General features: G+C 70.4%; 17 protein-coding genes. 11 read left to right on the plus strand and 6 right to left on the minus strand.

Annotated elements, in window-relative coordinates; all coding sequences use genetic code 11:
• Positions 1–74: 74 nt before the first annotated feature.
• From OHA88_RS23735 to aspS, 3 genes are all read right to left on the minus strand, one after another.
• Positions 75–893 (minus strand): hypothetical protein, encoded by an 819-nt coding sequence (locus OHA88_RS23735; RefSeq protein ID WP_328626989.1) that lies wholly within the window; start codon positions 891–893, stop codon positions 75–77.
• A gap of 254 nt (positions 894–1,147) precedes the next feature.
• A complete protein-coding gene (locus OHA88_RS23740; RefSeq protein ID WP_328626990.1) occupies positions 1,148–2,089 on the minus strand; it encodes an intradiol ring-cleavage dioxygenase in 942 nt (313 codons plus the stop codon).
• 142 nt (positions 2,090–2,231) lie between these two features.
• Positions 2,232–4,049 carry an aspartate--tRNA ligase gene (gene aspS, locus OHA88_RS23745; RefSeq protein ID WP_326628758.1) on the minus strand — a complete coding sequence of 606 codons (1,818 nt, stop codon included), beginning with the start codon at positions 4,047–4,049 and terminating at the stop codon, positions 2,232–2,234.
• Positions 4,050–4,222: 173 nt separating this feature from the next.
• Between aspS and OHA88_RS23750 the strand changes: the two genes are divergently transcribed.
• Positions 4,223–6,301, plus strand: a complete 2,079-nt coding sequence (locus tag OHA88_RS23750) for an ATP-binding SpoIIE family protein phosphatase (protein ID WP_328626991.1) — start codon at positions 4,223–4,225, stop codon at positions 6,299–6,301.
• A 36-nt stretch (positions 6,302–6,337) separates the two neighbouring features.
• Here OHA88_RS23750 and OHA88_RS23755 read toward each other — a convergent pair whose 3' ends face one another.
• The 3 genes from OHA88_RS23755 to OHA88_RS23765 all read right to left on the minus strand — a co-directional run bounded on the left by OHA88_RS23755 (position 6,338) and on the right by OHA88_RS23765 (position 9,134).
• A complete protein-coding gene (locus OHA88_RS23755) occupies positions 6,338–7,471 on the minus strand; it encodes an AI-2E family transporter (RefSeq protein WP_328626992.1) in 1,134 nt (377 codons plus the stop codon).
• Positions 7,472–7,558: 87 nt separating this feature from the next.
• Positions 7,559–8,521 carry a pirin family protein gene (locus OHA88_RS23760; RefSeq protein WP_328626993.1) on the minus strand — a complete coding sequence of 321 codons (963 nt, stop codon included), beginning with the start codon at positions 8,519–8,521 and terminating at the stop codon, positions 7,559–7,561.
• 172 nt (positions 8,522–8,693) lie between these two features.
• Positions 8,694–9,134 (minus strand): SseB family protein, encoded by a 441-nt coding sequence (locus tag OHA88_RS23765; protein ID WP_030930244.1) that lies wholly within the window; start codon positions 9,132–9,134, stop codon positions 8,694–8,696.
• A 173-nt stretch (positions 9,135–9,307) separates the two neighbouring features.
• On the opposite strand from OHA88_RS23765, the gene OHA88_RS23770 reads away from it, so the two are divergent.
• The 10 genes from OHA88_RS23770 (at position 9,308) to OHA88_RS23815 (ending at position 20,174) form a co-directional block, all read left to right on the plus strand.
• Positions 9,308–11,134, plus strand: coding sequence for an acyl-CoA dehydrogenase (locus OHA88_RS23770; protein WP_328626994.1), 1,827 nt, complete (start codon positions 9,308–9,310; stop codon positions 11,132–11,134).
• A gap of 317 nt (positions 11,135–11,451) precedes the next feature.
• Entirely contained in the window at positions 11,452–12,090 is a 639-nt protein-coding gene (locus OHA88_RS23775; protein ID WP_328626995.1) for a hypothetical protein, read from the plus strand.
• Positions 12,091–12,152: 62 nt separating this feature from the next.
• Positions 12,153–13,451, plus strand: a complete 1,299-nt coding sequence (locus tag OHA88_RS23780; RefSeq protein WP_328626996.1) for a M18 family aminopeptidase — start codon at positions 12,153–12,155, stop codon at positions 13,449–13,451.
• Between the two features lie 175 nt (positions 13,452–13,626).
• Positions 13,627–14,145 (plus strand): SigE family RNA polymerase sigma factor, encoded by a 519-nt coding sequence (locus tag OHA88_RS23785; protein WP_267003940.1) that lies wholly within the window; start codon positions 13,627–13,629, stop codon positions 14,143–14,145.
• Complete coding sequence (locus OHA88_RS23790) at positions 14,126–15,019, plus strand: hypothetical protein (protein ID WP_328626997.1); 894 nt, start codon at positions 14,126–14,128, stop codon at positions 15,017–15,019. Before OHA88_RS23785 ends, OHA88_RS23790 begins: the two co-directional genes overlap by 20 nt.
• A 282-nt stretch (positions 15,020–15,301) precedes the next feature.
• Entirely contained in the window at positions 15,302–15,721 is a 420-nt protein-coding gene (locus tag OHA88_RS23795; protein WP_267003944.1) for a peptidase inhibitor family I36 protein, read from the plus strand.
• A 179-nt stretch (positions 15,722–15,900) separates the two neighbouring features.
• On the plus strand, positions 15,901–16,860 hold the full coding sequence (locus OHA88_RS23800) for a hypothetical protein (protein ID WP_326628772.1): 960 nt from the start codon (positions 15,901–15,903) through the stop codon (positions 16,858–16,860).
• Positions 16,861–16,885: 25 nt separating this feature from the next.
• Positions 16,886–17,854, plus strand: coding sequence for a hypothetical protein (locus OHA88_RS23805; RefSeq protein ID WP_328626998.1), 969 nt, complete (start codon positions 16,886–16,888; stop codon positions 17,852–17,854).
• Between the two features lie 20 nt (positions 17,855–17,874).
• On the plus strand, positions 17,875–19,461 hold the full coding sequence (locus OHA88_RS23810) for a peptidoglycan-binding protein (protein ID WP_328626999.1): 1,587 nt from the start codon (positions 17,875–17,877) through the stop codon (positions 19,459–19,461).
• Positions 19,458–20,174 (plus strand): ABC transporter ATP-binding protein, encoded by a 717-nt coding sequence (locus OHA88_RS23815; RefSeq protein ID WP_328627000.1) that lies wholly within the window; start codon positions 19,458–19,460, stop codon positions 20,172–20,174. Before OHA88_RS23810 ends, OHA88_RS23815 begins: the two co-directional genes overlap by 4 nt.
• The last annotated feature ends 1 nt before the right edge of the window (position 20,175 follow it).

The following is a 20,175-nucleotide window of genomic DNA, read 5'->3' on the forward strand; positions in this document are numbered from 1 at the left end:
GGGGCCCGGACCGGTGACGGTCCGGGCCCCTCCCGTATGCGTGCGTACGGGCAACTCGTATACGTGACATCCGGTCAGCGGGCCAGCGCCGCCCCGTCACCCATCACGATCACCGGAACCTTTGCCGGGTCGAGGATGCGCAGCAGCTCCTCCATCCGGTCCTCGGGAAGCGAGATGCAGCCCTGGGTCGGCCCGCCGTGGTCGACATGGAGCCAGATGCCGCCGCCCCGGTCCTCACCGAGCGGACGGGTCGGGTCCAGCGGGGAAGCGCCGGGGACGCGGTTGTAATCGATGGCGATGACGTAGTCGAACGAACCCTCCAGGGACTCCCCGTCGAACCCTACGCCGCTCACCGTGAAGGCCGGGCTCTGCACATAGGGCAGCTCGGTGCCCGGCGCTTCGAGCAGACCGCCCGCGGCCGTCAGCCCGTAGACGCCGATGGGGGTCCGGAGGTCGTTCACCCAGTGCTCGTCGGTCCACCCGTACAGGGCGTTGTGGGCGGGCCACGGGCCGGCGGCCGGCTGCCAGCCCACCGTGGGGTCGTCGCGGGTGTAGAGGACGGCCGTGGCCTCGCTGGAGTCGGGGGAGTCCCCGGTGACGACGAGCGCTTGCCGGGACTCGGCCGGGATCGCGGACCTGGCCACCTGCCCCAGCATCCGGATCTCGCGGGGCCCGGTCGGGGCGGCCGGCCCGCGCGCGGCAGCGGCCCCGGGGCCCGCCGCGCCGGCGCCGCCGGTGGGCGCGTGGGCGCCGGCGCGCACCGCGGTGGGTCCGGGTGCCGTACCTGCCGCAGCGCACCCGGTCAGCAGGAGGAGGAGCGCCGCACAGACCGCGTACGGGGTACGTCCGGACGCGCGAGGGCCGGCACGGGGCACGGGTTCGGGAACAGGCACGGGGGGCTCCTAGCAGTCGGCGTCGAGGGCAGCGGGGACAGAGATCCCCGCACCAAAGCCCCCGAGCCAGTCTTTGCCGAGCCGATCGACGATTAATCAGACAAAGCGGCCATACGGCCGCATCCGATCCGGTGCGACCCGTCATCTCGGGCGTGTCCTGCTGTGCGAATGTGGCTGCGCACGCAAGGAAAGGGCCCGGAACCGCGCCCTGTCGTGGCGATTCCGGGCCCGTCCCCTCGCGGGGGAACGGGGCGTCAGAGGTCCGTTCCGTCGTGCGTCTCGTCCGGGTCCACGCCCATCGTGATCGAACCGACGACGCCACGCGCCATGTGGTTCTTGCGGTACGAGAGCTTCATCAGCCCGCCCGTGACACCGCTCTGGTCGTAGATGGTGTCCTCGGTGAGGGTCGTACGCGTGGTGGTGCTGGTCGAGTACGGCGCGATCTTCGCCGAGTCGAGCACCGCGGACTCCGAGAAGAAGAACTGCCCGGTGTGGCAGGTGCGTCCGCCCTCGTACCCGGCGTCGGTCATCTTCCCGCCGACGTGCACCTTGGTGTGGATGTGCACACAGCGGCCCTGGTACCAGCCCGGGAAGATCGTCTTGAACTCCACATAGCCGTGCTTGTCGGTGAGCTGGGTGCCGCGCAGATAGCGCTCGTCGTCGGTGGGCTCCGAGTGCCCGCCACCGCCGCCACCGGGCCCGCCGGACGGGGGCGTACCCGTCGGGGCGTCGGTGGGGGTGCCGGTCGGGGCATCCGTCGGGGCACCGCTCGGCGGAGTGCCGCCACCGCCGGGGCCGCCCGAGCTCATCGACTCGTAACCGGAGTAGATGCCCAGCGCGTCACAGTGCCAGATGTCGACGGCCGCCCGGCTCACGGGCTTGCAGGTGTCCGAGTCGATCACCTTGAGGCGGAGGGTCATCGGGATGCCCTCCTTGTCCTCGGTGATGTCCTTCCGGATCTTGTCGGCGTCGATGTAGTACGGGCCCTCGGTGGTCTCCGAGGTCAGCCGGTAGCACTCCTCGCCCTGCCCGGCGGCGGACTTCTTCCCACTGCCGCTGCTCGTGACCTCGTCTGCCGAGGCACCGGCAACCACGCCCGCCCCGATCCCGGCGGCCACGACCGCCGCACCACCGGCGAGCACCATCCGGCGACGCGTCATGTCTTTCTTGTGTGCGGGTCCTTGAGTCTCTGTCATGCGAAGTGAGGCTAGGCAGGGGAGCTGGCAGGGGCGTGTGTGTCAGCTGTGCGTTGCTGTGGAAGGCGGCCATGACGCGGAACAGCCCCTGGCCGACGGCCAGGGGCTGTTTCACGTGGAACAGAAGCGGAACCGCTGACGCTTACTTCGCGCCGGTGTCCCTCGCTACCGAGTCCTTGGCCTCGGCCTTCTCCTTCACCGTCGCGGCGGGCTTGCGGAGCTGGATGTTCAGCTCGCGCAGCCGCGCCTCGTCCAGCACGGTCGGCGCGCCCATCATCAGGTCCTGCGCGTTGCCGTTGAGCGGGAAGGCGATCGTCTCGCGGATGTTCGGCTCGTCGGCCAGCAGCATCACGATGCGGTCGACACCCGGGGCGATGCCACCGTGCGGCGGGGCGCCGAGACGGAACGCGCGGAGCATGCCCGCGAACTCGTGCTCGACGGTCTCGCGGTCGTAACCGGCGATCTCGAACGCCTTGAGCATCAGCTCGGGCTCATGGTTACGGATGGCGCCGGAGGACAGCTCGATGCCGTTGCAGACGATGTCGTACTGCCAGGCAAGGATGTCCAGCGGGTCCTTCGTCTCCAGGTCCTCCAGGCCGCCCTGAGGCATGGAGAACGGGTTGTGCGAGAAGTCGATCTTGCCGGTCTCCTCGTCCTTCTCGTACATCGGGAAGTCGACGACCCAGCAGAACCGGAAGACGCCCTCCTCGAAGTGGCCGGCGCGCTTGGCGGCCTCGACCCGAACGGCCGACATGATCTTGGAGACCTCGTCGAACTCGCCGGCGCCGAAGAAGACGGCATGGCCCGGGACGAGCGCCAGGCGCTCGGTGAGGGTCTTGATGTCCGTCTCGGTGAGGAACTTGGCGATCGGACCGGCGAGGGTGCCGTCCTCGCCGACGCGGACCCAGGCGAGGCCCTTGGCGCCCTGCTCGACGGCGTACTCACCGAGGCCGTCGAAGAACTTACGGGACTGGCCCGCGGTGTCCGGCACCGGAAGGGCGCGGACGTGCTTGCCGGCGAACGCCTTGAACTCCGAGCCGGCGAAGACGTCGGAGATGTCGACGAGCTCCAGCTTGGCGCGCAGGTCGGGCTTGTCGTTGCCGTACTTCAGCATCGACTCGCGGAACGGGATCCGCGGGAACGGCGACGTGACGTGGCGGCCGTTGCCGAACTCCTCGAAGAGCTCGGTCATCAGCTTCTCGATCGGCTGGAAGACGTCCTCCTGCTCGACGAACGACATCTCGACGTCGAGCTGGTAGAACTCGCCGGGCGAGCGGTCGGCGCGGGCGTCCTCGTCGCGGAAGCACGGCGCGATCTGGAAGTAGCGGTCGAAGCCCGAGATCATCAGGAGCTGCTTGAACTGCTGCGGGGCCTGCGGCAGCGCGTAGAACTTGCCGGGGTTCAGCCGGGACGGGACGACGAAGTCACGGGCGCCCTCGGGGGAGGTCGCGGTGAGGATCGGGGTCGCCATCTCGTTGAAGCCGAGAGCCACCATCTTCGAGCGGATCGAGGCGATGACGGCGGAGCGCAGCATGATGTTGCGGTGCATGCGCTCGCGGCGCAGGTCGAGGAAGCGGTACTCCAGACGCCGCTCCTCGTTGACCCCGTCGTCGGTGTTGATCGTGAAGGGCAGCGGGGCGGCCTCGCCCAGCACCTCGACCTCGGTGACCTCGATCTCGATCTCGCCGGTCGGGAGGTCCGGGTTCACGTTGTCGTCGCCACGTGCGGAGACCTTGCCGTCGATCCGGACGACGGTCTCCTTGGTGAGCTTCGACAGGGCTTCGTTGCCGGGCGTGCCGGGGCGGGCGACGAGCTGCACGAGACCGTAGTGGTCACGCAGATCGATGAAGAGGATGCCGCCCAGGTCTCGACGATTGTGCAGCCAGCCGCTCAGCCGGACGTCGGTGCCGACGTCAGAGGCGCGGAGCTCGCCGCAGGTGTGGGACCTGTACCGATGCATCGTCGTTCATCCAGTCTTCGCGGTTGGGGTGGATTCAGCCTCCCCAGGCTACCGCCCGCGCCCCCACGACTTCATTGTCATAGTCACTTCAAGATCATCCGGCGAGGTCAGGACCACCCGCCGACGGCCGCCCTCGGTGGCGTCGGCCGAGCACATCTTCATAAAGTGGGGCAATGCGCACCGAGGAAGTCCTGGCCGCGACGGCGACCGGCCTGTGGCGCTGGGACCACGGAGCCGGTTCGGTCACGCTCGATGCGGAGGCGGCCCGGCTGCTCGAGCTCCCGGCCGAGGCCGGCGTCTTCCGCGAGGCCTCGGTGCGCGCGCGTTTCCACCCGGTCGACTGGAACGAGATCTACGGGGTGGTGAACCTCGCGCTCGACGAGGGCACCCTGGCCGAGGCCAGGCTGCGGATCGTGGACGAAGGCGGCCGGGTGCTGCGTACCGTACGCAGCCGCTCCAAACCGCTGCCGGTCGCATCGGCCGGCAGCGAGAGCTACGTACTGGTCGGCACCCTCCAGGAGGTCGCCGAACCGCAGCCGGGCACCATCGGGGCGCACACCCCCATCACCGGGGACTGGCGCCGGTCCCGCGAGGCATTCCTGCTGGACGCGGGGCGGGCGCTCGCCGAGGCCCGTTCCACGGCGGAGGTGCTGCGGGTCGCCGCCTCGCTCTCCATGCCCGGGTTCTCACCGGACGGGCTCGCCGTCTTCGGTGTCGCGGGCGAGCGGCTGACGATCATCGGCCACCACGGGCACAACAAGGGTGACGAGGACCCGTTCGACGACATGCCCCTGGAGACCGACTACCCGGCCGCCCAGGTCGTGCGGACCGGGCGGGCGATCTACCTCCCGTCGCCCGAGGAGTACCACCGCCGCTTCCCGGCCACCTGGCCGTTGGCCAGCCGCTTCGGGCGTCGTTCCTGGGCCTTCCTTCCGCTGATCGTGTCGGGCCGGACGATGGGTGCCTGGATGGCGGGGTTCCGGCACCCGGTGTCGTTCTCGCCGGACGAGCGTTCGGTGCTGACGACGGTGGCCCGGATGCTCGCCCAGGCCCTGGCGCGGGCCGGGGAGGCCGAGACCGAGCGGGAGCTGTCGCAGGGGCTCCAGCGGTCGATGATGCCGACCCTGGGGCCCGAGATCCCCGGCATGACGGTGGCCGCCCGGTACGTGCCGACCGGTGGCGGGCTCCAGGTGGGCGGCGACTGGTACGACATGATCCCGCTCCCCAACGGCCGTATCGCCCTCGTCATCGGCGACGTCCAGGGCCATGACGTGCGGGCGGCCGGGCTGATGGGCCAGTTGCGGATCGCCCTGCGCGCGTACGCCTCCGAGGGGCACCGCCCGGACGCGGTGCTCGCCCGTGCCTCCCGGTTCCTCTCCGGGCTCACCGACGCGTACGACGACGGGGAGGAGACCGGTCCGCGGTTCGCGACATGTCTGTACGCGGAGGCCGACCCGGAGACCGGCACCCTCGACATCGCCCGAGCGGGCCACCCCGACCCCGTGGTGATCAGCAGCGACGGGACCGCGGTGATCCGGCAGACCGGCGGCGGACTACCGCTCGGTGTCGAGACCGACGCCGACTATCCGACGACCCGGCTCGTCCTGGAGACCGGCGAAACGATCATGCTGTGCACGGACGGGCTGATCGAGACCGGCGGCCACGACCTGGCCACCGGCTGGGACCGGCTCCGGCCGGTCCTGGAGCAGCAGAGCGGTGACCTGGAGAAGCTCTCCGACGAGCTGGTGCAGGCCGTGCACGGGCCGACGTCGCACTACACGACGGGCCCGCTGGCCGACCGCCGCGAGGACGACATCGCGGTGCTCCTACTGCGTCGCGAGGCCGGCACCATGCCGCGGACCGCGCCGCGCCGCACCGCGATGACCATCGCCCAGGCCGAACCCGAGCGGGTCTCGGCCGCCCGGCAGCAGCTGCGGGAGCTGCTGCACGACTGGGAGGACCCGGAGCAGATCGACGCGGCCGTGCTGATGGTCTCGGAGATGACCACGAACGTCCTCGTCCACACGGACGGCGACGCGCTGATGGTCGCCGAGGCCACCGGGGAGCGGGGCGAACGGCGGCTGCGGGTGGAGGTGGCGGACGGCAGCGACGAACTGCCGCACAGGCGGCGGCCCGGCGAGATGGCTTCCAGTGGGCGGGGCCTGGTGCTGATGGAGATGCTGGCCGATGCGTGGGGGGTGGATCCGCGAGGGGCGGGGAAGTCGATCTGGTTCGAGCTGCACGAGTCGTAGGGGGCGGCCCGGGTGCGTCCGGTGGCCGCTCCGCCCTCAATCGCCGGGCGGGCCCGATGTCCTGGGTGGTGGTGTGTCCGGCGGCGTCGGTGGGTCGGGCGGGGTGGAGGGGGACGGTGGGTTCGGGTCGGGGCTGTAGCCCTTGCGGAGTTCACCGAGGACGCCGAAGGCCGCCGCGCACACCGGTACCGCCAGCAGCATCCCCAGCAGGCCCGCCACGCTCGCCCCCGCGGTCAGCGCGATCATGATCATGGCCGGGTGCATCTGGACCGTACGGCTCTGGATCACCGGCTGCAGCACGTGCCCCTCCAGCACCTGGACCGCGAGCACCACTCCGAGCGCCCAGAGCGCGATCACGACACCCCGGTCCGCGAGCGCGACCAGGACGGCGACGGCACCCGAGAGGAACGCGCCGAGGTACGGGATGTACGCGCCGACGAAGACCAGCGCCCCGAGCCCCACCGCGCCCGGCACCCGCAGGATCAGCAGGCCGACCGTGATGCAGACGGCATCGATCAGCGCGATGAACGTGGTGCCGCGCATGAAGCCCTCGACGGCCTCGAAGGCCCGCCGCCCCATCGCCTCGACCAGCTCACCGGTGCCGCGCGGGGCGATGGCGTGGGCGAGGTCCACGGCCCGGTGGGAGTCGCGCAGGAAGAAGAAGGTCAGCAGCAGGGCGAGGACGCCGGTCGCGATCAGTGAGCCGACCAGGCTGATCCCGGTGAGCAGCCCGCCCGCGGCGCTTGCGCCGAACTTCTCGACGAGCTTCTGCGCGTTGGCGGCGAGGTCGTCCACATTGATGTCCCGCGCGAACCCGAAGTGGTCGACGACCCACTGCCCGGCAGCCTTCAGCGACTGGACGATCTGGCCGCCGCTGTCGATGAGCGCGGTGACGACGATGTACCCGGCGCCGCCGCCCACCGCGACGAGCAGCGCGCAGGTGAGCCCGGCGGCCACCGACCGGTTCACCCGGTGCTCGGCCAGCCACCGGTGGACGGGGCCGAGCAGCGCCGTACCGAGCAGGGCGAGCAGCACGGGTGTGACCGCCGTCTTGAGGACGATGCACAACCAGATCGCAACCGCGGCGACACCGGTGACCAGCAGAAGTACGGCGCACCAGGCGGCTGTCCGCCACGCGGCGTCGGGCAGGAGGGGCTTCCGGGTATGCACCCTCCCACCCGATCACGGTGCGGCAGTCATGTCCCGCCTGCACGGCCGTACGGGTGACGGACCGTCAGCGCGGCCCTTGCCGCAGGATCACTCACCCATGCCGTGGACCGCGGGCACGGTGCCGAGACGGCCGGCCTGGAAGTCCTCGAACGCCTTCTTGAGTTCGGCCTGGCTGTTCATGACGAACGGCCCGTAGTGCGCCATCGGCTCCCGGATCGGACGGCCGCCGAGCAGCACGACCTCCAGGTCAGGAGTGTTGCCGTCCTGCTTCTCGTCCGCGCGGACGGTCAGCGACGACCCGGCGCCGAAGACCGCGGTCTGCCCCTTGTGGACCGGGCGGCGCTCCTCGCCGACCGTGCCGCGGCCGGCCAGCACGTACGCGAGTCCGTTGAAGTCCTCGCGCCACGGCAGGGTCACCTCGGCGCCGGGGCGCACGGTGGCGTGGACCATCGTGATCGGGGTGTGGGTGACGCCCGGGCCCTCGTGTCCGTCGAGCTCACCGGCGATGACGCGGAGCAGCGCGCCGCCGTCCGGGGAGGCGAGGAGCTGGACCTGGCCGCCGCGGATGTCCTGGTAGCGGGGGGCCATCATCTTGTCGGCCTTGGGCAGGTTCACCCAGAGCTGGAGGCCGTGGAAGAGGCCGCCCGACATGACGAGGGACTCCGGCGGGGCCTCGATGTGCAGGAGGCCGGATCCGGCCGTCATCCACTGGGTGTCACCGTCGCGGATGGTGCCGCCGCCACCGTTGCTGTCCTGGTGGATGAAGGTGCCGTCGATGATGTACGTGACGGTCTCGAAGCCGCGGTGGGGGTGCCAGGGAGTGCCCTTGGGCTCGCCCGGCGCGTACTCCACCTCGCCCATCTGGTCCATCATGATGAACGGGTCGAGGTGCTTGTAGTTGATCCCGGCGAACGCGCGGCGAACCGGGAAGCCTTCGCCCTCGAATCCGCTCGGCGCCGTGGTGACGGCGAGCACGGGACGGGCCGTGGCGTCGCCAGAGGCGGCGACCTTGGGCAGGGTCAGTGGGTTTTCGACGGTCACTGCGGGCATGGGAGCCACCTCCGGGATTGTTCTGCCTTCAATTTAGTTGAACAGTGAACATCTTGCAAGGGGCACCGCATTCCCGGCCTGTCGCACGCAGCGGTAGGGGCCCGTACCTGAGCGGTACGGGCCCCTACTGGCGTCCGGAAGGCCGGCAATGAGCCGTCTGCGGGCGACGACGTCAGCCGTACATGCGGCGCATCGCGAAGTCGACCATCTGCTCCACGGCCTTGGCGTCGAAGACCATGCGGTGCTCGCCCTCCATGTCGAGGACGAAGCCGTAGCCGGTGGGCAGCAGATCGATCACCTCGGCGCCGGTGATCACGAAGTACTTGGACTCCTTGCCTGCGTACAGCCGCAGCTCCTTGAGCGTGGTGAACATGGGGATCACCGGCTGCTGGGTGTTGTGCAGGGCGAGGAAGCCGGGGTTGTCGCCGCGCGGGCAGTAGACCTTCGAGGTCGCGAAGATCTGCTGGAAGTCCTCGGCGGACAGGGATCCGGTGGTGAAGGCCCGTACCGCGTCACCGAGGGACGGCGGCGAGGGTTCGGGATACAGCGGCTGCTCGCCGTAGCCGCCACCCATCTGCTGCTGTGCGCCCTGATTCTGGTCGTAGCCGTACATACCCCAAAGAGTAATGGGACACATCCACCCCTCGAGGGGTTGCGTCTTATTACTGACGGGTAGCATCATCGGGGAGGTCAGCTGATATGCCTACCGCCAGCTCGTCGCCCGCCCGGCCCTCACGCCTTGACCGGGGCGCTGTGCGCCACTGCTATTGATTACGGAGCCTTCCCATGGGGCACTACAAGTCGAATCTCCGCGACATCGAGTTCAACCTCTTCGAGGTCCTCGGGCGCGACAAGCTGTACGGCACCGGCCCGTTCGCCGAGATGGACGTCGAGACGGCGAAGAGCATCCTCGACGAGGTCGCCCGCCTCGCGGAGAACGAGCTGGCCGACTCCTTCGCCGACGCCGACCGCAACCCGCCGGTCTTCGACCCGGAGACCAACACGGCGCCGGTCCCGGAGACGTTCAAGAAGTCGTACCAGGCGTTCATGGACTCCGAGTACTGGCGCCTGGGTCTGCCCGAGGAGATCGGCGGCACGACCTCCCCGCGCTCCCTGATCTGGTCCTACGCGGAGCTGCTGCTCGGCTCGAACCCGGCCATCTGGATGTACTCCTCGGGCCCGGCGTTCGCCGGCATCCTCTTCGACGAGGGCAACGAGGCGCAGAAGAAGATCGCTGAGATCGCCGTCGAGAAGCAGTGGGGCTCGACGATGGTGCTGACCGAGCCGGACGCCGGTTCGGACGTCGGCGCGGGCCGCACGAAGGCCGTCGAGCAGGAGGACGGCTCCTGGCACATCGAGGGTGTGAAGCGCTTCATCACCTCGGGCGAGCACGACATGTCCGAGAACATCATTCACTACGTGCTGGCCCGTCCCGAGGGCGCAGGTCCGGGCACGAAGGGTCTGTCGCTCTTCATGGTCCCGAAGTTCCACTTCGACTGGACCACCGGTGAGCTGGGCGAGCGCAACGGCGTGTACGCGACGAACGTCGAGCACAAGATGGGCCTCAAGGCGTCCAACACGTGCGAGATGACGTTCGGCGACCAGCACCCCGCCAAGGGCTGGCTGATCGGTGACAAGCACGACGGCATCCGCCAGATGTTCCGCATCATCGAGTTCGCCCGGATGATGGTCGGCACGAAGGCCATCGCCACCCTCTCGACGGGGTACCTGAACGCGCTGGAGTACGCCAAGGAGCGGGTCCAGGGCACCGACCTGGCGAACTTCATGGACAAGACCGCGCCCAAGGTCACCATCACGCACCACCCCGATGTGCGCCGCTCGCTGATGACGCAGAAGGCGTACGCGGAGGGCATGCGCTCCCTCGTGCTGTACACCGCCTCCGTCCAGGACGCGATCCAGGAGAAGGAGGCCGCGGGCGAGGACGCGAAGGCGCTGCACGGCCTCAACGACCTGCTGCTCCCGATCGTGAAGGGCTACGGCTCCGAGAAGTCGTACGAGCAGCTGGCGCAGTCGCTCCAGACGTTCGGCGGCTCCGGGTACCTGCAGGAGTACCCGATCGAGCAGTACATCCGGGACGCCAAGATCGACACCCTCTACGAGGGCACCACGGCGATCCAGGGCCAGGACTTCTTCTTCCGGAAGATCGTCCGCGACCAGGGTGCCTCGCTGAATGCGCTGTCCGAGGAGATCAAGAAGTTCCTCGCCGGCGCCCAGGGCAACGAGGAGCTGTCCGGTGCGCTGGACTCGCTCGCCAAGGCGGCCGTGGACCTGGAGGCGATCGTCGGCACGATGATCACCGACCTCACCGCGACCGGCGAGGACGTCAAGAACATCTACAAGGTCGGCCTGAACACCACCCGCCTGCTGCTGGCCTCCGGCGATGTCGTCGTCGGCTACCTGCTGCTGAAGGGCGCGGCCGTGGCGGCCGAGAAGCTGCCGACCGCCTCCGCCAAGGACGTCGCCTTCTATCAGGGCAAGATCGCCGCAGCGAAGTTCTTCGCGGCCAACGTCCTGCCGGGCGTCTCGGCCGAGCGCGCGCTCGCCGAGGCGGTCGACGGCTCGCTGATGGACCTGGACGAGGCCGCGTTCTAGCCTTCGGCCCGCAGCATCGGTCAACGAGGCGCCGCCACCCGAATACTTTCGGGCGGCGGCGCTTTCGTGTCGTCCCGCCGCCTGCGGGGGGGCAGGTCCGGTGGTCATCCGGCAGCAGGCTGCCCTCTTCGAACCTCGACCGGGCCGGTCCTTATGATCAGCATCCGCATCCGCCGGGGCCCCTTCGCCACCGTGATCGCGGAACGCGCGCAACAGGCGCAGGACGGCACGCAGCCATCGGCGACGATCACAGACGAGTAGGGCTCACCTTGAAGAACCAGCGGTTGTACGTGCGGTGCGCGGCGGCGATGGCGGCAATGGCGCTGTTCACGGGCTGCGGTGGAGGAAGCGGAAGCATCGACTCCGACAGTCGTGCCGCAAAAGTGGCCAAGTCCCTGAACACGAAGCAGGTCCTGTCGGTCCTGCCGGACGCGCCTGCCATGGCGGGCTGGCGCAATGTCGAGGAGGCTGTGGCACGTCGCTCGACATACCCGGAGCAGACCGAGAACCCGCCTTCCATGTGCCCCCTGGCGATGTCCGACAAGACGCCGTGCACCGATGTCCGCCTCGACGGCAGAACGGACTTCTTCGACCCCGAGAGCAAGACCGACGCGCTGTTCTGGGTGTTCACGTACCGCGACGAGAAGGCCGCCGCGGCAGCCCACACGGCGCTGTGGAAGAACTTCTACAGCCATACCCTGCGCGAGGACCCCACGCAGGTGGACCTGGAGAACATCGGCGACGAGCGCTTCGCCGGCCGTGGCAACCATCCCGTCTTCGGCCGGTCCACCATGTCACTGATCCGAGTCGGGACGACCCTGCTGGGAATCAGCACCTCCCACAGCCGCACCGCGCTGCCGGACGAGCAGCTCACCGCCCTGGCCACCATGTTCGCCGAGCGCGCGCAGCAGGCGCAGGACGGCAAGGAGCCGACAGCCGTGGCGGCCGCGGGATAGGTATGTGCCGGGGGTGGCGGTACGCGGATTCTTCCCGGCCCATCGTCGTTACAGTGAAGAACATGAGTTCTCCCCTCCGCTTCGACCGCGGTCACACCGACGACCTGATGGCCTTCCTGATGGCCAGCCCCTCCCCCTACCACGCCGTGGCCACCGCCGCGGCGCGGCTGGAGAAGGCCGGCTTCCGGCAGGTCGAGGAGACCGCGGCCTGGGACGCGTCCACCGGTGGGAAGTACGTGCTGCGCGGCGGGGCGATCATCGCCTGGTACGTGCCGGAGGGCGCCGGGGCGCACACCCCGTTCCGGATCGCCGGGGCGCACACCGACTCGCCGAATCTGCGGGTGAAGCCGCTGCCCGACACGGGGTCGTACGGCTGGCGGCAGATCGCCGTCGAGGTGTACGGCGGCACCCTGCTCAACACCTGGCTGGACCGGGACCTCGGCCTCGCGGGCCGGATCAGCCTGCGCGACGGCACGCACCGGCTGGTCGACATCGACCGGCCGCTGCTGCGCGTGCCTCAACTGGCCGTGCATCTGGACCGGTCGGCCAACACCGACGGTCTCAAGCTCGACCGGCAGAAGCACATGCAGCCGATCTGGGGACTCGGGGACGTCGAGGAGGGCGACCTGATCCGGTTCGTCGCCGAGGAGGCAGGCGTCGACGCCGAGGAGGTGACCGGCTGGGACCTGATGCCGCACGCCGTGGAGCCGCCGGCCTACCTGGGCCGGGACCGCGAACTGCTGGCCGGGCCGCGGATGGACAACCTGCTTTCCGTGCACGCGGCGACGGCCGCGCTCGCCGCCGTCGCCGGACAGCCGGACGACGAGATTCCGTACATCCCGGTGCTGGCCGCGTTCGACCACGAGGAGAACGGTTCGCAGTCGGACACCGGCGCGGACGGACCGCTGCTCGGCACGGTGCTGGAGCGCTCCGTCTTCGCCCGCGGCGGCACGTACGAGGACCGGGCCCGGGCCTTCGCGGGGACCGTCTGTCTCTCCTCCGACACCGGTCACGCGATCCACCCCAACTACGGCGAGCGCCACGACCCGACACACCACCCGGTGGCGAACGGCGGGCCGATCCTCAAGGTCAACGTCAACATGCGGTACGCGACGGACGGCAGCGGCCGGGCCGTGTTCGCGGCGGCGTGCGAGAAGGCGGGCGTGCCGTGGCAGACGTTCGTCTCCAACAACTCGATGCCGTGCGGCACGACGATCGGCCCGATCACCGCGGCCCGGCACGGCATCCAGACCGTGGACATCGGCGTCGCGATCCTGTCGATGCACAGTGCGCGTGAGCTGTGCGGTGCGGACGACCCGTATCTGCTGGCGAACGCGCTGGCGGCGTTCCTGGCGGGCTGAGCGGGTCCGTCTCCGGGCCGGCCCCTTCCGTCGGGGCCGGCCCGTGCACCGTCGGCCGGGCCGGTCCGTCCGTAACTCCGAAGAATTTCCGGAAGTCTGTGTAACGCGCGCCGCAGGCTCGGGCGTCTTCCCTGTGCAGGGAGTTCGCGGGGCCGACGGCTGAGGGGTGACGCAGGTGACCGGTGGGACGGACGGGTTCCAGGAGTTCGCCCGCGCCACCGGTCCGCGCATGTTCCGTACCGCACTGCTGATGTGCGGGGACTGGCATCTCGCCGAGGATCTCGTGCAGACCGCGCTCGGGAAGGTGTTCGCCTCCTGGTCGCGGGTGCTGCGCGCGGACAGCCCGGACGCGTACGCGCGGACCGTCCTGATGCGCACGTACTTCTCGTACCGGAGGCTGCGACGGTCCGCCGAGCGTCCGGTGGCCGCGCTGCCGGATGCCGCCGCGCCCGAGGGCGACAGCGCCCTGCGGGTCACCCTGCTCCACGCGCTGGCCACGCTGCCCGCCAAGGACCGGGCCGTGGTCGTCCTGCGCTACTGGGAGGACCGCAGCGTCAAGGAGACCGCCGACGCGCTCGGGATGAGCGAAGGCAGCGTCCGGGTGCGGTGCACCCGCGCGCTGACCCGGCTGCGCGCGCTGATCGGCGAGGACACAGGAAAGGACGGTGCTTCCCATGGACTCGTACGACGGTGAACCGGCCTACGCCGCCGAGCTGTCCCGGACCATGGACGTGGCTCTGGCCCGGCTCCCGGTGGACGCCGAACTGCTGCTCACGGGGTCGCTGGTGCGGGGCACCCGCCGACGGCGGCGTCGACGCGCCGCCGCCTGGGGCACGGCCTGCTCGGCGGCGGTGGCACTGACCGCCACCGCGCTTCTGGTGGTCCTGCCCGGCGGACGGTCCGGTCCGGTAACGGTCGCACTGCCCGAGTTCGCGGCGACCGGAGCCCCGGCCCCCGCAGGACGTGAACCGGCGACCGGGGCCGCCACGGCCGCGCTGCTGGTGGAGCTGCTGCCGGGACAGCCGGAGGTCACGGATGTGCAGACCCGGGACAGCGACCCGGCATACACCTCCGTGCAGACCTACGGCCGGGTGACGCTGGCGAGCGGCGGGACGGTGGCGGTGTGGCTCCAGGGCGACTACGTCCGGGAGCCCGTCCGGCAACCGCTGCCCCGTGGCACGGCCGGCGCGCGGGACCCGAAACAGCAGCCGTGGAAGGACGGCAAGGGCGCCGTCGCGACACCCACGCACGCCCCCGCCCGGGACGACTTGGAGCAGCACTACTCGTGCCCCGCGGAGCAGGAGGCCAAGACGTGCCGGATCGTCAAACTCACCGACGGGTCCGTGCTGCTGGCCTACGAGGACCCGTCGAACTCCCTGACCTCGCGCACGGCCGACGTCCTGCGGCCCGACGGCACCCGGGTCACGGTGACCGCAACCGGAACCGGGTTCGGCATGGACCAGCTGCGGGCCGTCGCGACCAGTGACCGCTGGTCGGAATGGGTGGATCCGGCCACGAACGACGCCGCCGACCGATCCGATCCCGCCACGTCGAAGAGCCGGCCATGATTGGCAAGATCTCGATATGCGCAAAAAGGGCGGAATTACACATACCGGCTGATCGGCGTGGACGTCACACCCACCGCCGAAGACTCACCGAATGCCCGGTATCAGAGGCAACCCCAGGCGAACATGCGCACGAAACCTCATACAGGAATGAGAAGCGGTCAAAGTCCCAACTCTGCTGTCTCAAACCGCTGTTAGCGTCTCGCAAGCCCCACCGGACCACAGCAGTCGACCTGTGCTCCCGGGGTCTCATCCATCCGCGAGACGAAGCAGGAAGAGACACATATGTCCAAGCGCATCGCCGCCGCACTGCTCTCCACCGCCGCAGCCCTCGGCCTGGGCAGCCTCGCCCTTGCGGCCCCGGCCTCAGCCGCGGACCGGGACGGCGTCTGCAACACCGGCGAGGTCTGCTACTTCTTCAACAGCAACTTCGGCGGATCGCGTTCCGACTTCTTCGGCAACGACGCCAACCTCCAGGACAACAACTTCCTGAGCTCCGGCAGCGGCCAGGGGCAGACCGTCAAGAACAACGCAGCCGGCGGCCGCAACCTGGACGCGACGTACAACGTCACCGTCTGGTTCAACAGCAACTACAACAACGGTACGTACACGGGCCGTTCGGACACGCTGCCGACCAACTACGGCGACCCGCAGTTCGACAACGTGTACAACGAGAACGCCTCGCACAGCTGGTGGCGCTCCTAGTCCGCGTCCGCACACCGCAGCACGCGAGTCGGGTGCCCTCCGGTCTCCGGAGGGCACCCGCCCGTCGCGCCCGTCGCGGCGCCGCTTCCCCTCCCACCGCCGCCATGCACACCGCCGCCGCGCGCACCTCCGACTGCTCCGGCGCCCGTGCCCGTGCCCGTACGATCCCGAGCGGAGCCATGAAGTCCGTTGCGTCACGCCCTCTCGCGGCGTCCCTGCTGGCCCTGAACTGCCTGTTACTGAGCGCCTGTTCCACCGGTGGGACGCCGGTCCCCGCTCCGTCGCCGTCCACCGGGCAGAACAGGCCGTCGTCCTCCGCCGCGGCCGAGGACGTACACATCCAGCAGCCCCTTCCGATGCCGGTCGACCCGTACCGGCTGAGCGGCGCCGACCGTACCGTTCTGTACGCCGCCGAGCAGAAGCTGGTCGCCTCCTGCATGCGGACGTACGACGTCGGCTACCGGGCCCCGGACACCGGCAACGCGCGACCCGCGCCCGAGGCCCCGTACGGCGTCACCGACCCGCGCTGGGCCCGCGACTACGGCTACCGGCTTCCGCCCGGCCTCCTCGGGGGCCGCCCCGCGTCGGCCGCGCAGCCCGACCTCACCACGGTCTCGCTGATCACCGGCGGCATCTCGTACGACCCCGACGGGCACGTACTGAGGAACGAGGACCAGCAGCGCCTCACCACGTACAAGGGGAAGCCCGTACCACCGGGCGGCTGCCTCGGACAGGCCCGCCGCACCCTCGCCGGCAACGACGGCAACCGGGACCTGACCCGCGTCGGGAGCCAGATCTACGGCACCGCGTACGCGAAGTCCAAGCAGGACCGGCGGGTGACCGCGGTCATCGCGGCCTGGTCGGCCTGCATGAAGAAGCAGGGCTTCGACTACACCTCCCCGCTCGATCCGGCCAACGATCCCGGCTTCCCCAAGGCGCCGCCCGCCGACGCCCGGGAGAAGAGGACCGCCGTCGCCGATGTCGCCTGCAAGAAGAAGACCGGTCTGGTCGACGTCTGGCACCGGGCCGAGAGCGCCGTCGAACGCTCCCTCATGACGAACCGCACAGCCGAGCTGGCAGCCGCCAAGGCCGACAGGGACACCCGGCTGAAGAACGCACGCCGCGTCATCTCCTCGTAGACCACCCCGTAATGGAGCAGCCACGATGAACCTCCCCTCCGCCCGCCCGGCCGGCCTCCGGCTGGCCGTTCCCGCGCTGGCCCTCGTCGCCGTCACCGCCGTCGCGGGCTGCGGCGGCCAGTCCGACGACGACTCCGCCGCACCCGGCACCGGCGGCAAGGGCTCCACCGCGCAGGGCACGGCGGGCGCCTCGGAACCCCTGCCGCTCACCGCCTACCTCCAGAACTCCGACGACGACGCCCGAACCATTCAGCGGGCCACCAACCTGCTCATGGTGTCCTGCATGAAGCGGTACGGCTTCGACTACCGCGCGCAGCCCGAGGTGGTGGAGGCCAAGCCGGCCCGCGACTCGGAGTACCGGCAGTTACCTGCCGCGCAGGCCGCCTCCTACGGCTACCGCTCCCCGGCCGCGGCCGACGCGGCCGCCCGGGAGACGGGCGACGACGGCAAGACCGGCTCCGCGGCGGAGGAAGCCGTGCGCATCGGCACCGGCGCCGCCACCGTCGGCGGCAAAGCCGTACCCGACGGCGGCTGCAAGGGCGAGGTGTCCCGGACGATGGCGAAGGGCCTGCCCGAGCTCCCCGTGCCCAGCCCGGTCGACGAGGCGGCGAACGCCGCCGCGCAGAAGGCGCAGGCCGACGCCTCGCTGACCACGGCCGTCGGCAAGTGGAGTGCCTGCATGAAGGAACAGGGCTTCGTCTTCGCCCAGCCGCAGGACCCGCTCGCCCAGTTCTCCGGCAAGAGCGGCCGCGACAGCGGCGGCAGTCCCGACGGCGGCGACCGGGTCGCGGCGACCGCGACCGACGAGGAGAAGAAGGTCGCCGTCGCCGACAGTGCCTGCAACAAGAAATCCTCGCTCGAACAGACCTGGTACACGGTCACCAAGCCTCTCCAGCAGGCCGAGATCGACCGGCGGGCCGAGGAGTTCAAGCTCGTGGAGGAATGGAACCAGGGGTACGTGAAGAACGCCCAGAAGGCCCTCGCCAAGAACTGATGAACAGTCAGGACGAGTACATGAATGAGGACCCGCAGCTGCTGGACGACGAGACCGAAGCGGGCGCGGGCCTGTCCCGTGCCCGCCGCTGGGTGATCGCCGTGGCCGTCGGAGCCGTGGTCCTCACCGGTACGGGCGTCGGGGCCTCGCTGCTCATCAAGTCGCCCGCGCAGGCCGCGGCCGACTCGGCGCCGCCGCCTGCCGATGTGCTGACCGCACCGGTCGACAAGCGCGTACTGCGGTCCTCGGTGATCCTGCGCGGCACGGTCGTCGCCGGACAGAGTCTGGATGTCACCCCCGTCGCGGCCGGAGCGGGCGACGGCGGCACCACGCCGACCGTGACCAAGACCCCGCTGAAGGCGGGCGACGCCGTCCTGGCCGGCAAGCCCCTCATCGAGGTGTCGGGGCGTCCGGTCATCGCTCTCCCGGGGGCGCTTCCCGTCTACCGGGACCTCAAGCCGGGGGCCGAGGGCAACGACGTGACCCAGCTCCAGCGGGCCCTGGCCGGCCTCGGACACGGAACCGCTCCCGACCCCTCGGGGACGTACGGCCCGGGCACGAAGGGAGCCGTGAGCAAGCTCTACGCCTCGCTCGGATACGACCCCGCCGTGGCGGGCGGCGACGACGGGGAGGGGCTGAAGGCGGCCGAGCAACTGGTGAAGTCCCAGGAACGTGCGGTCGAGGACGCGCAGGACGCGCTGGACACGGCGCAGGCCGCGGAGGGGGCTTCGGAGGCTTCAGGGACGTCGGGTGGCGCGGGTTCGTCGGATGACGCGGGAGACGCCGGTGCCCCGGGCACCCCGGGCGCAGCGGCAGCCGGCGGGCGGGCCGGCGGAAGCGGCGGCAGCGGGCTGAAGGAACTGCGCAAGAACCTGAGCCGCTCCCAGCAGGACCTCGCCGACGCCCGGACCGCCCTGGCCGCGGTGCAAGCCGCCGACGGTCCCATGCTGCCCGCATCCGAAGTGGTGTTCCTGGAGAAGTTCCCGGCCCGGGTGGACAGCGTCTCGGCTCACGTCGGCAGCCAGGTGTCCGGCCCGGTGATGAAGGTGTCCGCCGGTGCACTCGTCGTCCACGGCTACCTCCAGGCCCATCAGAAGGGTCTGATCAGGGAGGGTCAGAAGGTGGATGTGCTGTCCGAGATCACCGGCGCACAGGCAGCCGCCCGGGTGCAGTCGGTGGCCGGCAGTCCGACCGTCCAGCAGTCCGGTTCCTCGGGCCAGGGCGGCGAACAGACCGGCGCGCAGGCACCTGCCACAGGCGGCGGGTCCGGGTACCTCATGGTGGTCAGGCCCGACCGGAAGCTCCCCGCGGAGCTGGCCGGGCAGGACGTACGGCTGACCGTGGAGTCCAGCGCGACCGAGGGCAAGGTCCTTGTCGTCCCGGTGAGTGCGGTGTCCGCCGGGGCCGACGGCAGGACGGTCGTCACGGTGGTCACCGGCCAGGGCCAGGAGAGCGAACGCCGCCGGGTGTCCGTACGCCCGGGAACCAACGGCGACGGCTTCGTCGAGGTCACCCCGCTCTCCCCCGGCACCCTCCGCGAGGGCGACCGCGTCCTGACCGGGCTCAAACAGCCGGACGGCAGCGGCGGCGAGGGGGCCACGCCATGACCGGCATCGAGGGGGAGGCCGGCACCCCCGACACCCCGGTGATCGAATTCCGCCGGGTCGCGCTCACCTACCCCGGCCCGCCCCCGGTGCACGCCTTCCGGCCCTGCGACCTCACCGTCCACCGCGGCGACTTCATGACGGTCGTCGGCCCGTCCGGGTCCGGCAAGTCCACGTTCCTCAACATCGTGGGTCTGCTCGACGCCCCGACCGCCGGCACCTATCTGCTGGACGGCATCGAGACCGGGGCGCTCGGCGATGGCGACCGGACCGCGTTGCGCGGCCGGCGCATCGGCTTCGTCTTCCAGGCATTCCATCTGATGCCGCACCGAAGCGCGCTGGAGAACGTGATCCTGGCGATGGTCTACTGCGGCGTCCCGCGCACCGAACGCCCCGACCGGGCCCGCGCCGCACTCCAGCGGGTCGGGCTGGGCCACCGGGTGCACGCGTTGCCCAGCCGGATGTCCGGCGGTGAGCGCCAGCGCGTCGCCATCGCTCGCGCCCTGGTGGCCCGGCCCTCCCTGCTGCTGTGCGACGAGCCGACCGGCAATCTCGACTCCGTCAACGCCGGCACCGTGCTCCGGCTGCTGGAGGAGCTGCACACCGAAGGCATGACGATCGTGCTGATCACCCATGACGCGGAGGTCGCCGCCCGCGGTCTGCGCACGGTCGCCATCCGCGACGGAGTGCTCCGCGAGCAGGTGACCGTCGCGTGAG

Source organism: Streptomyces sp. NBC_00353 (genome assembly GCF_036108815.1).
Lineage (GTDB): Bacteria > Actinomycetota > Actinomycetes > Streptomycetales > Streptomycetaceae > Streptomyces.

Coding starts and splice junctions, on each gene's coding strand:
- OHA88_RS23740 (WP_328626990.1), bottom strand. CDS start 2,089: ATGACAGAGACTCAAGGACCCGCACACAAGAAAGACATGACGCGTCGC.
- aspS (WP_326628758.1), bottom strand. CDS start 4,049: ATGCATCGGTACAGGTCCCACACCTGCGGCGAGCTCCGCGCCTCTGAC.
- OHA88_RS23750 (WP_328626991.1), top strand. CDS start 4,223: ATGCGCACCGAGGAAGTCCTGGCCGCGACGGCGACCGGCCTGTGGCGC.
- OHA88_RS23760 (WP_328626993.1), bottom strand. CDS start 8,521: ATGCCCGCAGTGACCGTCGAAAACCCACTGACCCTGCCCAAGGTCGCC.
- OHA88_RS23765 (WP_030930244.1), bottom strand. CDS start 9,134: ATGTACGGCTACGACCAGAATCAGGGCGCACAGCAGCAGATGGGTGGC.
- OHA88_RS23770 (WP_328626994.1), top strand. CDS start 9,308: ATGGGGCACTACAAGTCGAATCTCCGCGACATCGAGTTCAACCTCTTC.
- OHA88_RS23775 (WP_328626995.1), top strand. CDS start 11,452: ATGGCGCTGTTCACGGGCTGCGGTGGAGGAAGCGGAAGCATCGACTCC.
- OHA88_RS23780 (WP_328626996.1), top strand. CDS start 12,153: ATGAGTTCTCCCCTCCGCTTCGACCGCGGTCACACCGACGACCTGATG.
- OHA88_RS23790 (WP_328626997.1), top strand. CDS start 14,126: ATGGACTCGTACGACGGTGAACCGGCCTACGCCGCCGAGCTGTCCCGG.
- OHA88_RS23795 (WP_267003944.1), top strand. CDS start 15,302: ATGTCCAAGCGCATCGCCGCCGCACTGCTCTCCACCGCCGCAGCCCTC.
- OHA88_RS23800 (WP_326628772.1), top strand. CDS start 15,901: ATGAAGTCCGTTGCGTCACGCCCTCTCGCGGCGTCCCTGCTGGCCCTG.
- OHA88_RS23805 (WP_328626998.1), top strand. CDS start 16,886: ATGAACCTCCCCTCCGCCCGCCCGGCCGGCCTCCGGCTGGCCGTTCCC.
- OHA88_RS23810 (WP_328626999.1), top strand. CDS start 17,875: ATGAATGAGGACCCGCAGCTGCTGGACGACGAGACCGAAGCGGGCGCG.
- OHA88_RS23815 (WP_328627000.1), top strand. CDS start 19,458: ATGACCGGCATCGAGGGGGAGGCCGGCACCCCCGACACCCCGGTGATC.